Origin of the sequence: Pallidibacillus pasinlerensis (assembly GCF_009996845.1) — a bacterium.
In the GTDB taxonomy this organism is placed as follows: Bacteria; Bacillota; Bacilli; order Bacillales; family Caldibacillaceae; genus Pallidibacillus; species Pallidibacillus pasinlerensis.
In genome coordinates this window covers 18,794-32,912 of the sequence record NZ_JAACYS010000012.1, presented here as the reverse complement: position 1 = coordinate 32,912, position 14,119 = coordinate 18,794, and the positions used below count along the sequence as shown (strand labels likewise).

Below are 14,119 nucleotides of genomic sequence, written 5' to 3'. Positions count from 1 at the left end.
CTTCACCTCTTTTATGATCTCTTTCTATCTAGTAATACTGCAATTAAAATCACAACACCTTTTACAACTTGTTGATAAAAGGCAGAAATTCCTAATAAGTTCATTCCATTATTTAAAATACCAATAATGAGAACCCCGATAAATGTTCCAGCAATCCGTCCTTTACCACCTGCAAGGCTTGTACCTCCAATAACAACAGCGGCAATAGCATCCATTTCATAAGTTTGTCCTGCCGTTGGTTGTGCTGAACCAAGACGTGATGTTAAAATCATCCCCGCTAATGCTGCCATCATCCCACTAATGGAGTAAATCATGACTTTAACACGGTCAACACGTATTCCTGAGATGAGTGCCGCTTTTTCATTTCCACCTATAGCATATGTTTTACGACCAAACGACATTTTGTGAAGCATGAACCAAAGAACGACAAACACAATAATCATTGTTACTGCCGGAACTGGAATTCCTAGAAAATACCCTTTTCCAAATAATTGAAATGCATAGGAATCACCAAAACCAGTTATCGGCTTTCCTTCTGTATATAAAAGGGTCAGCCCACGATAAATTGTCATTGTAGCAAGTGTGACGATAAAAGGAGCCATTTTTCCTTTCGCTATAAATAGTCCATTAACAGCCCCTAATATTGCCCCAATGAGTACAGCGATAAAGATTGTTAGAATAGGATCTACACCAGCTACCATCATCCCCGCAGCAAGTGCACTCGTTAGAGCTAAGGTCGAACCAACGGATAAATCAATTCCTCCCGTTAGTATAACAAAAGTCATACCAAAGGCGATTAATCCATTAATCGAAATTTGTCGTAATAGATTCATTAAGTTGGCCGGCTCTAAAAAAGCTGGATTAAGAACAGTAACAACTCCTACTAATAAAATAAGTGCCAGCAGGGACGCAAATTTACTCCATATCGATGTCAACGTATTTGTTTTCACTTTTCATTTCCCCCCGTCGCAAATGTCATAATTTTTTCTTGCGTCGCTTCTTCCCGCATTAGTTCACCAGAAATTTTACCTTCATGTATCACTAGAATGCGATCACTCATCCCTAATATTTCAGGCAAATCGGACGAAATCATAATAATTGCCATCCCGCGGTCGGTCAATTCGTTCATTAATTGATAAATCTCCCGTTTAGCTCCAACATCAATTCCTCTTGTTGGTTCATCCATAATTAAAACTTTAGGTTGTTTACCAATCCATTTAGCTAGAACAACCTTCTGCTGATTTCCCCCGGATAAATCTCCAACGCTTTTTTCCTCTGATTCTGTTTTTACTTTTAAACGTTTTACCATTGTTTGGACAAAGCTTTTTTCATCTTTTGTCTGGATCACACCATATGAGGAAAAGCTTTTTAAATTTGGAAGCATGATGTTATCGCGGATGGAGTAATCGAGTATCAGTCCTTCATCTTTCCGGTCCTCGGTAACAAAGGCGATTCTTTTATCTGCTGCATCAGCAGGGCTTTTAATGGTCACGCTTTCACCATTCATTACAATATTGCCACTATCATACGGATCAAGACCAAATATCGCCCGCATGATTTCTGTACGTCCAGCCCCCATTAACCCTGAGATACCTAAGATTTCACCTTCTTTTACCGAAAAACTAATATCCTCAAAAACACCTTTTCGACTTAAACCTTTCACTTCAAAAACGGTCTTTCCATACTTCGGAACACGTGCAGGATACCGATCTTCTAATTCACGGCCAACCATTTGTTTTACGATTTCTTCAAAGGAAGTATCCTTAATATACGAAGTAGCAACAGAGACTCCATCACGCATCACGGTAATTCGGTCACATATCTCAAAGATCTCCTCCATTCTATGAGAGATATAAACAAGGGAAACACCGGAAGCCGTTAGCTCCTTCATCACCGTAAACAATTTTTCAATTTCTTTATCAGCCAAAGCTGAGGTTGGCTCGTCCATAATAATGACTTCTGCATCCAGCATCAGTGCCTTGGAAATCTCGATCATTTGTTGTTCCCCAACCGAACATTCCCCTGCTTTTTTGTCTAATGGGATTGATATATCTAATCGGTTAAACACCTGCTTTGCTAACGTTTTCATTTTCCTTTCTTTTAATACACCAAAGGAATTTCTTAATTCTTTTCCAATAAATAAATTTTCTAGGACGGTCATTTCCGGCCAAATATTTAATTCTTGACGAATAAAGGCAATACCAGCGGCTTCCGCTTCCTTCGAATCTTTAAAATGCACTTCTTTGCCATCGATCGTAATTGATCCCTGATCTCGCTTGTGCAAGCCAGTTAAAATATTCATTAATGTCGACTTCCCGGCGCCGTTTTCTCCCATCAATGCATGGACTTCACCCGGCTCCAATGTAAAATTAACACCCTGTAATACTTTATTGGCACCAAATGCCTTATGAATATCATTCATGACAATTCGCATCACAATCACCCCTTTATATAGAATTTAAAAAAAGACACCTGCTTGTAAAATACAATTCGAATAAGGGGTTATTTCCCCAGTTCGTATAATTACTTTGGCTTTTTCCGTCATCTTTTTAAACTCTTCATGTTCGACGTATTCAATTTCTTGATGAAAATGACGAGTTAAAAATTCGTTCTGACTCGAATTAGCTTTTTTGATTTCTGATGCAAGGATGATCTTTTCCACCACCATATCTTCTGAAACAACACGCACCACTTCCTGAAAAGAAGGGGTTCCTGGTTTCAAGGCGAGATCAATTTTTGCCACATGATTTGGTACCGGCAAACCGGCATCCGCAATGACGATCGTATCCGTATGTCCTAAGTCGGCTAACACTTTCGATATATGGCTATTTAATACTCCTGACTTTTTCATTGTTTCAACATCTCCTCAACTTCTTTCCTTGTCGGCATACCACCTTGTGCGCCTGGCTTCATAACCGATAGAGATGCAGCCCGGTTAGCAAATTGTAAAGCTTCATCAATCCCTTTTCCTTCTGCAATCGCGACTGCAAAAGCACCATTAAATGTATCACCGGCACCTGTTGTATCTACTGGTTCATCAACTTTGTATGATGGAATAACTACTTCAGTTTCCCCATTATGATATCGAACGCCATTTTTTCCCTCTGTTATAATTAATTTATTTGGATACTTGGCAAGCATCTTGGAGCGATTCTCTTCTCCAAACAAGATTGCAAACTCATGTTCATTCGGTGTAATGTAGGTCGCATGCGCAATCACTTCATCACTAACCTTACGCGCTGGAGCAGGATTTAAAATGAGCTTCTTATCATACTTCTTGCAAAAAACGGCCACATATTCAACTGTTTCCTCTGGTATTTCTTGCTGAATTAAAATCATATCTGCCGCTTTTAATGTGGAAGCAGCTTTCTCTACATACGAAGGAGTTAGCTTGCCGTTTGCTCCTTCCACACAAATGATACTGTTGTCTCCTTCCGCAATCGTAATATGAGCCGTTCCTGATGATTCATGTGTAACCGGTTCCACATGATCGATAGAAACACCATTTTGTTTTAAGTTATCGATCATTTCCTTTCCAAACACATCTTGACCAACACAGCCAATCATCGCAACTTCAGCACCAAGTCTTGCAGCAGCAACGGCCTGATTAGCCCCCTTTCCACCAGGTACCGTTTGAAAGTCTTTTCCAAACAAGGTTTCCCCTGCATTCGGTCTTCGTTCCGCAGTGACAACTAAGTCCATATTTATACTTCCTACAACTGCAATCTTTACCAATTTAATCGCCTACCTTTTTTGTTGTTTCTCTTTCGACAAATGAACAAGAAAATTTATAGCGTTTACTATCCAGCTTTTCATTATGAATTTCTTTCAGTAAAAGTTCCGCTGCTTTTGATCCCATTTGATAAATCGGTTGATGAATCGTCGACAAACCTGGATAAACAAGCTCACTGATGGATATATCGTCAAAACCAATGATTTGAACATCTTCCGGCACTTTCCTCCCTCTTCGCAACGCCTCATGTAAAATAGCAACAGCCACAATGTCGTTACAAGCGATAATACCATCTGAATCCGGATACTTTTCGAATAACTCTTTGGCACGGCATTTCGCACCATTAAAGGATAAATTCGAATCAATCTTATTCACTTTCACATTAGCCTCTTGAAGTACAGCCAGTGAAGCCTGAAAACGTTCATAAACAGGATGTATGTTCATCGGCCCTCGAACTAAGGTGATTTCCTTACATCCTCGTTCCAACAGCTTTTCGGCTGCTAAACTTCCACCTTGAAATTGATCCGAATAAACAGCTGGTAAATCTTTAACAATTCGATCTAACATGACAATTGGAATATTCATATTAGAAAGGAAATCATAATCTACATTATCAACGGAGGCAATAATTCCTACCACATTATGTTGAACAAACGTATCTAAGTAATCGATTTCTTTTTGTTGCTTTCCGTCCCCATTTCCGAGCAATAGACGATATCCTTTCTTTTGAAGATAATCCTCTACGCCGCGAGCCAATTCAGGAAAAAACGGATTCGTAATATCGGGCAGTACGAGACCAATGAGTTTCGATTTGCCTTTATAAAGGGAGCGAGCAACTTCATTCGGTTTATAGTTCAATTTTTTTACTGCTTGCAATACTGCTTTTCGTGTATCTTCATGCACATATCCACTATTATTTAATACTCGCGAAACCGTTGCTGGAGAAACTCCAGCCTCTTTCGCCACATCCCTTATCGACATGAAACTATCCCCTTTTATACAATATGAAACCGGTTACATATTTCATTATAACATCACCTCCTTTATTTTTCAAACCTCTATTTGTTAGTTAAAAAAATAGCTTGCATTAACATTGCAAAAAAACATACTAACATTAGTAGTACAGACCTAGGCCAAGGTTTGTGCTACTGGCATCCTGATACAACATAGTTTCCAAATAGTGACAACCTTGTATTCATTATAACAAAACTCACAGTAACTCTTTTTCGATAATTCCGACAATTATATCAATAAAACTTTTTATCACTACAATATTTGCATAAAAATAAATAGACGAGCCCGTTTACCGTTGCTCGTCTTGTAAATTAATACATTAATGAAATCTCATATAATTTTTTAACACACGTAAAAACAAGTTACCTCGTTACAACAAACTCTATAACCATTTTCCTCTTAAAACTTTATTCAAACTTCGTAATAACATTAAATCCTTTCGTTTTATATTGATTCATATTTTCAAATACTTCACTTACGTCGCTTAAGCTAACTTCTCGTTCTACTAAACGGCTCGGATTTAGTCTTCCTGAAGCGATTAAGTCTAGTAATCCTTTATAATCCGGATGTGGATTACCTAAACTGCCAACAAATTCAATTTCATACATCGTAATTAAATCTACCGGTATATCCACCATTCCTTGTTCTTCAGAAGTTGTTAAGCCAATTTGAACATGGCGTCCACCTTTCCGAAGTGAAAGAACGGAATTTTGAACTGTCGCTTTTATACCTAATGCATCTAAGCTAACATGGGCTCCACCCTTCGTAATTTCATGGATTACCGCTGGAACATCTTCAGTTTTCGCATTAACAGTGGCAACCGCTCCTTCTCTTCTCGCGATTTCTAGCTTTTCATCATCAATATCAACCGCAATGACTTGTGCACCTATCGCATTCGCTACTTGGATCGCCGAAAGTCCGACACCACCAGCACCATGGACAGCCACCCATTCACCAGGTTGAACTTTTCCACGAAGTACACCATGGTACCCTGTCATATAACGGCACCCTGCTGCAGCCGCAGTTACACTGTCCACATTTTCTGGAAGTTTAATTAAGTTAACCTCAGCATTCGGAACTAAAATATACTCCGCATAAGCTCCTTCAAGTCCCTCAGCCATCCCGTATACTTGAATATTTAAACAAAGATTTGTTTCACCCTTTTTACAATATTCACAATGCCCACATGCCCAATGGAATGGAGCAGTAACACGATCTCCTACTTCAAAGGATTGAACATTGGCACCGAGTTGCTCAATCACACCACCAAACTCATGACCCGGTGTAATCGGTAATTCCGGTGATATGCCAATCCATGTAAAATCTCCTTGCCAGGCATGCCAATCTGAACGACAAATTCCACAAGCTTCTACTTTAATAAGTGCATCATTGGGTCCTGGTTCAGGTTTCTTTACCTCTTGAACGGCGACCGGTTGACCATGCTTCGTAATTTTTACAGCTTTCATCGCTTTCTATCCCCTCTCTCTTTTTAATAAAAAAATAAAACGCTTTCAAATATAAATAGAGTTGAAATACATAAAAGCCCGTCTCTTTAAAATATACCACATTGTAGTTTCAATATAAATAATATTTTAAATTTTCAATTGACGTTTTTTTCTATTATTTTCTTAAAAAAATACTTGGCGATAATATAATCACCAAGTATTCGAAAACTACTATTAGATTAGCTATGTTTAATAAGGAAATATCTTTTCTTCCCTCTTCGGATTACAGTATATTTTCCTTCAATTTTATCTTCATTACTTAGTGTGTATTGAATTTCAGTATTTCTCTCACCGTTAATGTAGATTGCACCGTTTTGAATATCTTCTCTAGCTTGACGTTTTGAAGGTGAAATTTTCGCATTTACGAGTAAATCTACTAAACCAATTTCAGCATCTTCATTTGTATATGAAGGTACATCTTTAAATCCTTGCTCGATTTCATTCGCTGATAACTCTCTAATATCACCGTTAAACAATGCTTCAGAGATACGAATTGCTTGTTGTAGAGCCTCTTCGCCGTGAACAAGTTTTGTCACGTCTTCTGCTAACGCTTTTTGCGCTAAACGTTTTTCAGGTGCTTCAGCAGTTGCTTTTTCTAGCTCTAAAATTTCCTCATGGGATAGGAATGTAAAGTATTTTAAGTATTTAATTACATCACGGTCATCTGTATTTATCCAGAATTGGTAAAACTCATACGGTGTAGTTTTTTCCGGATCTAACCATACCGCATTTCCTTCTGATTTACCGAATTTTGTTCCGTCAGACTTAGTAACTAGAGGAACAGTTAAACCGAATGCTTTCGCTTCGTCACCTTTAACTTTACGAATTAATTCTAACCCTGCGGTAATATTTCCCCATTGGTCACTTCCACCAACTTGTAGGCGGACACCTTCTGTTTCATACAATTTAAGGAAGTCTAATGATTGTAAAATTTGGTAACTAAATTCTGTAAAGGAAATACCAGATTCTAAACGGGATGCCACAGATTCTTTAGCAAGCATGTAATTTAAACCGAAATGTTTACCTACATCACGTAAAAATGAAATAACGTCCATTTTACTAATCCAGTCATAGTTATTCGCCATGATTGCTGGATTTTCGTTCGAGTCAAAGTCAAGAAATTGAGATAATTGACCTTGAATACTTTTTACCCACTCAGCAACTATTTCCGTTGAATTTAATGTACGCTCTGTTTTACGACCACTTGGATCCCCAATTAAGCCCGTTGCTCCACCAACTAAAGCTACCGGTTGATGTCCTGCAAGTTGAAAACGACGTAACATTAAAATTGGTAGCAAATGTCCGATGTGTAAGCTATCCGCTGTCGGGTCAAATCCAATGTATAATTTCACTTTTTCTTCACTTAAAAGTTTTCTTAAACCTTCTTCATCTGTCATTTGATTAATTAATCCACGAAACTGTAAATCCTCTAATAACTCCATATAAATTCTCCTTTTCTATTTATTTTTTCAAAACAAAAAGCCCTCCGAACATAGTTCGAAGGGACGAATAATCGCGGTACCACCCTACTTGAGGAATCAACGACAATTCCTCCACTTAATTCGTTAACGGACTTTCCGTTCACTGCTACTTTTCCGAAGTTTCGGTGTTCACAGTGAAAGCTTAAGGATGTAATTCGTTTTTCTATTTGTACTGGCTTGCACCAACCGCCAGTTCTCTTAAAAACAGGGATAGAAAAACTACTAATTCCTCTCATAGCTCTTATCATTATATAATTAATACAACATTTTTATCATAATCTTTAAAATATGTCAAACATGTATAAAAATTATATTATAATTCTTTCTATTATACAACATAAATTGACATAAACTACGATTAAATGACGTTTTTTGCAGGGATTAAAAAATTTAAGTCGAAAAAATAAATATTCACTTTTTATATTATGCTATAATGTATTTGTTTGCAAGGAGGGCTGTGAATGCGTCTTAAAGAATATTGGGATAATTTCTCTAAAAAGCTTGCTCCACTTAAAGAAAAATTGAATCCCATCATTAATAAAACAAAACCAATTAAGGAAGCATTATTTAATGAAAAATCAGCAAAAGCTTTTCGAATAACGTATGATGTTGTTTGGAATCTTATATTAGTTTTTACTATATTATCTATATTAGGTGTTGCACTCGTACTCGGAGTTGGAGCAGGATATTTTGCATCCCTCGTTAAAGATGAATATCCAAGAACTTATGAAGAAATGAAAAAGGATATTTATAGTAACGAGGAACAATCAGAAGTATATTTAGCCGGAGATGTTTATCTCGGTGATCTTCGTTCTGAAATTATTCGAGAAGAAGTAAAAATTGAAGATGTATCAGAACACGTCATTAATGGAATCATTGCTGTTGAGGATGAAAATTTCTTTACCCATAATGGTGTTGTACCGAAAGCGGTATTCCGCGCCCTGTTCCAGGAATTTACAAATGCGCCAATTCAAACAGGGGGAAGTACATTAACACAGCAATTAGTTAAAAACCAAATTTTAACGAATGAAGTATCATTTGAACGAAAAGCAAAAGAGATTTTACTTGCCCTACGGTTGGAAAAGTTCTTTTCAAAAGAAGAAATTATAGAAGCATATTTAAATTCAACAACCTTTGGGCGGAATTCAAATGGTCGTAATATTGCAGGTGTTCAAACAGCAGCGAGAGGGATTTTTGGAGTGGATGCTAAAGATTTAAATCTTGCTCAAGCAGCTTTTATCGCTGGCTTACCGCAAAGTCCTTCAGCGTATACACCTTTTACAAATAAAGGGACTTTAAAAAGTGAAGAAGGACTAGCTCCTGGATTAGATCGACAAAAACATGTACTACAACGTATGCATGAAGAAGGATTTATTAATGACCAGGAATATGAAGAAGCAATTAGTTATGATATTGTTGCTGATTTTATTCCACCACAAGAAGAAGAAATCAATGAATATAAATATTTAATTCAAGAAACTGAAAAGCGCGCCATCGAAATTTTAATGCAATTCCATTATGAAAAAGACGGCTATACAAAAGAAGACGTTGATTCTAGTAAAGTGCTTAGAGAGCGTTATTCACAACTAGCCTATCGAGACTTACGTCAAAATGGTTATAGAATATATACAACCATTGATAAAGACATTTATGATAAGTTCCAAGAAGTTACACGTGAGTTCGGTAAAAACGCACCGACCCAAATGATTGAAAGAGATGGTGAACTCGTGGAAGTTCCGCTTGGTATAGCTTCCATGTTGGTTGAAAATAAAACGGGTCGAATTATCGCCTTTTCTGGTGGACTTGATTTTGAAAAACAAAATCAAAACCATGCTACACAATCGGTTCGTTCTAACGGTTCGACAATGAAACCGATTCTTGTTTACGGACCAGCCTTTGATATGGGGTATGCACAACCTGGAACACCACTAGCGGATGTTGAATTAGGTTGGAAAGAAAAGGGAAAACCATGGCCAAACAATATTTCTAGAAGATACTATGGCCTTGTATCTGCTAGAACAGCTTTAACGAATTCTTACAACGTTTCGACCGTTTATTTATACAACAGAATTATGCATACGAATCCGGTTAAAAATTATTTAGAAAAATTGGGCGTAACAACGATTCATGAAAGTGATTATGAAGCTAGAGCAATGGCTTTAGGTGCAATGCGATATGGTATGACCGTAGAGGAAACAACGAATGCCTTTGCAGCATTTGGAAATAACGGACAATTTGCTGATGCCTATTTAATTGAAAAAATTGAGGACAAGGATGGCAATATTATTCACGAACATAAAGTTGAACCTGTTGAAGTTTTCTCTCCGCAAGCAGCTTATTTAACAGTTGATGTGATGCGGGATGTAGTTAAAAGCGGTACTGCAAGATCGCTACCAGGTCGATTGAACGTTTCAATGGATTTAGCTGGTAAAACAGGTACTTCACATAATACACACGATAAATGGTTTGTTGGCTTAAATCCAAACGTAACACTTGGTGTTTGGGTAGGTTTTGAGAAACAAAAACCAGTACCGTCTTCAATCCGTCATTTAAATTATTGGGCAGATTTAATGAATGCTACCGTTGCCTTAAAACCTGAGATTATTGGACCAGAAGACCGTTTCGAACAACCTGAGGGTATTGTTAGTAAATCATTTTGTAGAATATCCGGAAAATTACCTTCTGGTGCATGTTCTGGTGGTGGCTTAGTAGGTACTGATTTATTTATTGATAAATATGTACCAACTGAAGCTGACAACAGTTTATCCGGTGGCGGTAAATACGTAGAAATCAATGGTAAACGTTATATGGCATTAGATTCAACTCCAAGTGAGTTTACGAAATCAGGAGCACTAATTAATCCAGATTATATTGATCAACTGAGTGAAGGTTTACCTAAACGAATTAGCCCATCTGAATTATTCTTGAATAATAGCAGTTTAGCTAACGTTCTCGTAGCAGATGCGAAAATAGCTGAAAACGGCAAAATCCCATCGGCTCCAAGTATATCAATTTCTGGTAATACGATAACTTGGGGAAAACATGGGGAAAATGATGTGATTGGCTACAGAGTCTATAATGTAAAAGATGGACAAAAAGGTAATAAAGTAGCAAGTATTCCAGCTGGCTCAAATTTATCATATACGATTTCAGGATTTGGTTCATTTGCAGTCACTGCTGTAGATATCGCGGGACAAGAATCAGGACTTTCAAACGTTGTCTCTCATTCTATTCCTGATGCAGTAGATGAAATCATTGATGAAATAAGCAATGGTATAGAAGATATTGTCGATGAAATCACTTCACCTGGTGATGAAGAAAATAATAATAGTGAAAGTGGTAGTGAAAACGAAAGTGAAGAGTGAAATTAAGAAAAGGGGCTTGCCTTTATATAGGTAAGCCCCTTAACTATTTATTCAAGAAATAAAAAAAAGAGGGATAATTGGATTCCCTCTCTTCACATTATTAATTATTAGTTTATTGGATCTTCTTCCCCAGCATCGCCAGTATAATAAGGATCTAAAATAACAATTTCAACCCGTCTATTTTTTGCCCAGTTGTCCGGACCATCATTTGGAGCAATTGGTCTTGTATCACTATAGCCCGTTGCAATAAATCGAGTTGCATCGATTTCATGTTGATCCACAAAATACCGAATCACACTTGCCGCCCTTGCTGACGATAGTTCCCAGTTTGACGGAAATCGGGAATTACTAATTGGACGACTATCCGTATGCCCTTCTACTCTAACAACGTTCGGCATATCTTTAATTAAACTTCCCACATGATTCAAAAATGGTATTGCCTCGTCAATGATTTCTGCTTCACCAGTTTCAAATAAAACTTGCTCTGGTAAAACTAATACAATCCCGCGTTCATTTCTCGTAATAATGACGATATCATCAAGTTCACTATCCTCAATAAACTTGCTTACTTCTGTCATTAATGCATTAAGTTGGGCGTCCATTTTTGATTGTTCTTCTAATCTAGACTGCAACTCATCAAAATCGCCATCATCAACTCCATCTCCATTTATATCCCCTATTTCTCCTTCATCAAAAATGTTGTTTGGGACTTGTTCATAAGGAATCGAAGACGGATAAAAATCAAAAATAACACGTTCGCGAAAAGACTGAGCTAGTGCTTCAAATTTTTCTTTATCGATTTGTGACATCCCGAATAAAAGCACAAAAAACACAAGAATTAGAGTAACTAAGTCTGAATATGTAACCATCCAAGCTGGTGCACCTTTTTTTGGGGACTTTTGACGCTTTTTATACTTCACGTATTACGCCCCCTTTTCATCAGCTTGATTCTCTTCTTTTTCATCTTCATCCGATAAAAATGCCGTTAATTTTTCACTTAACAACTTCGGATTTTGACCAGATTGAATACCAATAATTCCTTCGATAATAATTTGTTTTATAAAAACTTCTTTTTCAGTTTTTTCTTCTAATTTTGCTGCCATAGGATTAAAGAATAAATTGGCTAAAAGTACACCATATAATGTTGTAAGTAAAGCAATCGCCATGCTTGGACCTAAAGAGCCAGGATCATTCAAATCGTTTAACATCAAAACAAGCCCGATTAAAGTTCCAATCATCCCCCAGGCTGGTGCGTACTCGCCGGCTTTTTCTAAAATATTTCTTCCTTTACGGTGTCGTTCTTCCATCGCAGCAATATCGGCATTCATAATTTCAATAACAATATCAGGTTCAATACCATCAATTGCTAATAATATGCCTTTTTTAATAAACTTATCATCTAATTCTTCCGCTTCTGCTTCTAAAGACAATAAGCCTTCTCGCCTTGCTTTTTCGCTTAACCGGACAAAAAGCTCAATTAATTCCCGCAAATTATAATCTTCTTGAGAAAATGCTTGTTTCATTACAACAAACATTTTTTTCATTTCTTTTACCGGAAAGCTTACAAATAACGCTGCTAGTACACCACCAAAAACAATAACGATAGAAGAAATATCAAAAAATTGAAAAAATCCATTCAAACCCGATTCCGAAATTACTCCAAAAACAAAAACCGCAATACCTACGATTATTCCAATGGGGGTTAATATATCTAGCCTATTCATATTTTCTCTCCCGCTTTATAAAGGTTGTAAATATTCTTACCCTTTATATCGACACGAGAGTTATTTTGTTGAGTTTCTAAATTCAAAACGATGTGGAAGATTTACGACATGTTCAGTAACTTCTTCTTTTTTCATAAATTTCGTTAATAGACGCATCGCAACTGCACCGATATCATATAACGGCTGCACAATGGAAGTTAATTGTGGACGAACCATTACAGATAAACGTGTATTATTTTCTGCGATAATTTCAAAATCATTTGGAATATCATAACCATGATCCTGTAAACCATGAACAATACCTACAGCCATCTCATCAGTTGCCACACAAATTGCTGTCGGTTTGTCAGCTAATTGTAAGATTTTTTCAGCTGCTTCAATTCCAGAATCATAAGAATAATCGCCATCAAGTACATAGTCTTCATTATATTCGATTCCAGCTTCTGCCAATGCTTTTTTATAGCCGTTTAACTTTCTTACCCCATTAATTGGTTCTTGTAATGGACCGAATAAATAAGCAATCTTTGTATGACCTTTGTCAATGAAATATTTCGTTGCTTCATATGCTGCTTCTTCATAATCAATGTTTACAGAAGGAATTTTTCCTGATTCTTCAATGGATCCTGCAAGTACAATCGGTACAGAGGATTTTTCAAATTCTTCAACATGTTCCTTCGTAACATTTCCGCTCATAAAAATAATTCCATCAACTTGTTTGCCTAACATTGTATTTAATAAATGGAATTCTTTATCTTTATTTTGGTCTGAGTTACTTAAAATGATATTATAATTATACATTGTTGCGATATCTTCAATCCCACGGGCTAACTCTGAGAAAAAGGCACTTGAAATATCTGGGATAATTACACCTACCGTTGTTGTACGTTTACTTGCAAGTCCTCGTGCAACAGCATTTGGACGATAGCCTAACCGTTCAATTACTTCTAACACCTTTTTTCTTGTTGCAGGTTTAACGTTCGGATTTCCATTCACGACACGAGATACAGTAGCCATTGAAACATTTGCTTCTCTTGCTACATCATAAATTGTTATATTTTGATTTTGCATAATCTACACTCCTTTTTTCATTTATATGTATTCACAGTAAAATGAACCAAATTGAGAAATTCTCCAAATTAATTGGTTCATATTTTTGTTTATAAAAATATTGTTATTGTATATATTTTACCCTTTTTACTGCATGAATTCTTTTATTTAACAAATTATTAAAGATTTTTTAAAAAATCTCCCGAAAGCAATCTAATTTAAAAATTCCCTTCTGTCTCGGGAACAAAAG

At 36.7% G+C, this 14,119-nt stretch carries 11 protein-coding genes and 1 other annotated feature; of the genes, 1 reads left to right on the top strand and 10 read right to left on the bottom strand.

What is annotated here, in order from left to right:
• Positions 1-11: 11 nt before the first annotated feature.
• The 7 genes from GW534_RS04340 to tyrS all read right to left on the bottom strand — a co-directional run bounded on the left by GW534_RS04340 (position 12) and on the right by tyrS (position 7,694).
• The gene (locus GW534_RS04340; protein ID WP_161919835.1) at positions 12-950 is read right to left on the bottom strand and encodes an ABC transporter permease subunit; all 939 of its coding nucleotides are present in this window, start codon (positions 948-950) and stop codon (positions 12-14) included.
• Positions 947-2,434, bottom strand: coding sequence for a sugar ABC transporter ATP-binding protein (locus GW534_RS04335; protein ID WP_161919834.1), 1,488 nt, complete (start codon positions 2,432-2,434; stop codon positions 947-949). The genes GW534_RS04340 and GW534_RS04335 overlap by 4 nt, the downstream gene beginning before the upstream one ends.
• A gap of 24 nt (positions 2,435-2,458) precedes the next feature.
• On the bottom strand, positions 2,459-2,851 hold the full coding sequence (gene rbsD, locus GW534_RS04330; protein WP_161919833.1) for a D-ribose pyranase: 393 nt from the start codon (positions 2,849-2,851) through the stop codon (positions 2,459-2,461).
• On the bottom strand, positions 2,848-3,735 hold the full coding sequence (gene rbsK, locus GW534_RS04325; protein ID WP_161919832.1) for a ribokinase: 888 nt from the start codon (positions 3,733-3,735) through the stop codon (positions 2,848-2,850). The genes rbsD and rbsK overlap by 4 nt, the downstream gene beginning before the upstream one ends.
• A 1-nt stretch (position 3,736) precedes the next feature.
• Entirely contained in the window at positions 3,737-4,714 is a 978-nt protein-coding gene (locus GW534_RS04320; protein WP_161919831.1) for a LacI family DNA-binding transcriptional regulator, read from the bottom strand.
• Positions 4,715-5,154: 440 nt separating this feature from the next.
• The gene (locus tag GW534_RS04315; RefSeq protein ID WP_161919830.1) at positions 5,155-6,213 is read right to left on the bottom strand and encodes a zinc-dependent alcohol dehydrogenase family protein; all 1,059 of its coding nucleotides are present in this window, start codon (positions 6,211-6,213) and stop codon (positions 5,155-5,157) included.
• Positions 6,214-6,431: 218 nt separating this feature from the next.
• Positions 6,432-7,694: a tyrosine--tRNA ligase gene (gene tyrS, locus GW534_RS04310; RefSeq protein WP_161919829.1), complete on the bottom strand. Its 1,263-nt coding sequence runs from the start codon at positions 7,692-7,694 to the stop codon at positions 6,432-6,434.
• Positions 7,695-7,750: 56 nt separating this feature from the next.
• Positions 7,751-7,978: a binding site (T-box leader), on the bottom strand.
• Between the two features lie 216 nt (positions 7,979-8,194).
• Here tyrS and GW534_RS04305 point away from each other — a divergent pair.
• On the top strand, positions 8,195-11,098 hold the full coding sequence (locus tag GW534_RS04305) for a transglycosylase domain-containing protein (protein ID WP_161919828.1): 2,904 nt from the start codon (positions 8,195-8,197) through the stop codon (positions 11,096-11,098).
• Positions 11,099-11,205: 107 nt separating this feature from the next.
• Here GW534_RS04305 and motS read toward each other — a convergent pair whose 3' ends face one another.
• The 3 genes from motS to ccpA are packed head-to-tail and all read right to left on the bottom strand — an operon-like array spanning position 11,206 to position 13,890.
• Positions 11,206-12,018 (bottom strand): flagellar motor protein MotS, encoded by an 813-nt coding sequence (motS, locus tag GW534_RS04300; protein WP_161919827.1) that lies wholly within the window; start codon positions 12,016-12,018, stop codon positions 11,206-11,208.
• A 3-nt stretch (positions 12,019-12,021) separates the two neighbouring features.
• On the bottom strand, positions 12,022-12,822 hold the full coding sequence (motP, locus tag GW534_RS04295) for a flagellar motor protein MotP (RefSeq protein WP_161919826.1): 801 nt from the start codon (positions 12,820-12,822) through the stop codon (positions 12,022-12,024).
• Positions 12,823-12,882: 60 nt separating this feature from the next.
• The gene (ccpA, locus tag GW534_RS04290) at positions 12,883-13,890 is read right to left on the bottom strand and encodes a catabolite control protein A (protein WP_161919825.1); all 1,008 of its coding nucleotides are present in this window, start codon (positions 13,888-13,890) and stop codon (positions 12,883-12,885) included.
• Between the last annotated feature and the right edge of the window lie 229 nt (positions 13,891-14,119).

Bases quoted from the DNA above. Each gene is read 5' to 3' on its own strand.
- GW534_RS04335 (WP_161919834.1), bottom strand. From the start codon at position 2,434: ATGCGAATTGTCATGAATGATATTCATAAGGCATTTGGTGCCAATAAA.
- GW534_RS04305 (WP_161919828.1), top strand. From the start codon at position 8,195: ATGCGTCTTAAAGAATATTGGGATAATTTCTCTAAAAAGCTTGCTCCA.
- tyrS (WP_161919829.1), bottom strand. From the start codon at position 7,694: ATGGAGTTATTAGAGGATTTACAGTTTCGTGGATTAATTAATCAAATG.
- GW534_RS04315 (WP_161919830.1), bottom strand. From the start codon at position 6,213: ATGAAAGCTGTAAAAATTACGAAGCATGGTCAACCGGTCGCCGTTCAA.
- GW534_RS04320 (WP_161919831.1), bottom strand. From the start codon at position 4,714: ATGTCGATAAGGGATGTGGCGAAAGAGGCTGGAGTTTCTCCAGCAACG.
- ccpA (WP_161919825.1), bottom strand. From the start codon at position 13,890: ATGCAAAATCAAAATATAACAATTTATGATGTAGCAAGAGAAGCAAAT.
- rbsD (WP_161919833.1), bottom strand. From the start codon at position 2,851: ATGAAAAAGTCAGGAGTATTAAATAGCCATATATCGAAAGTGTTAGCC.
- motP (WP_161919826.1), bottom strand. From the start codon at position 12,822: ATGAATAGGCTAGATATATTAACCCCCATTGGAATAATCGTAGGTATT.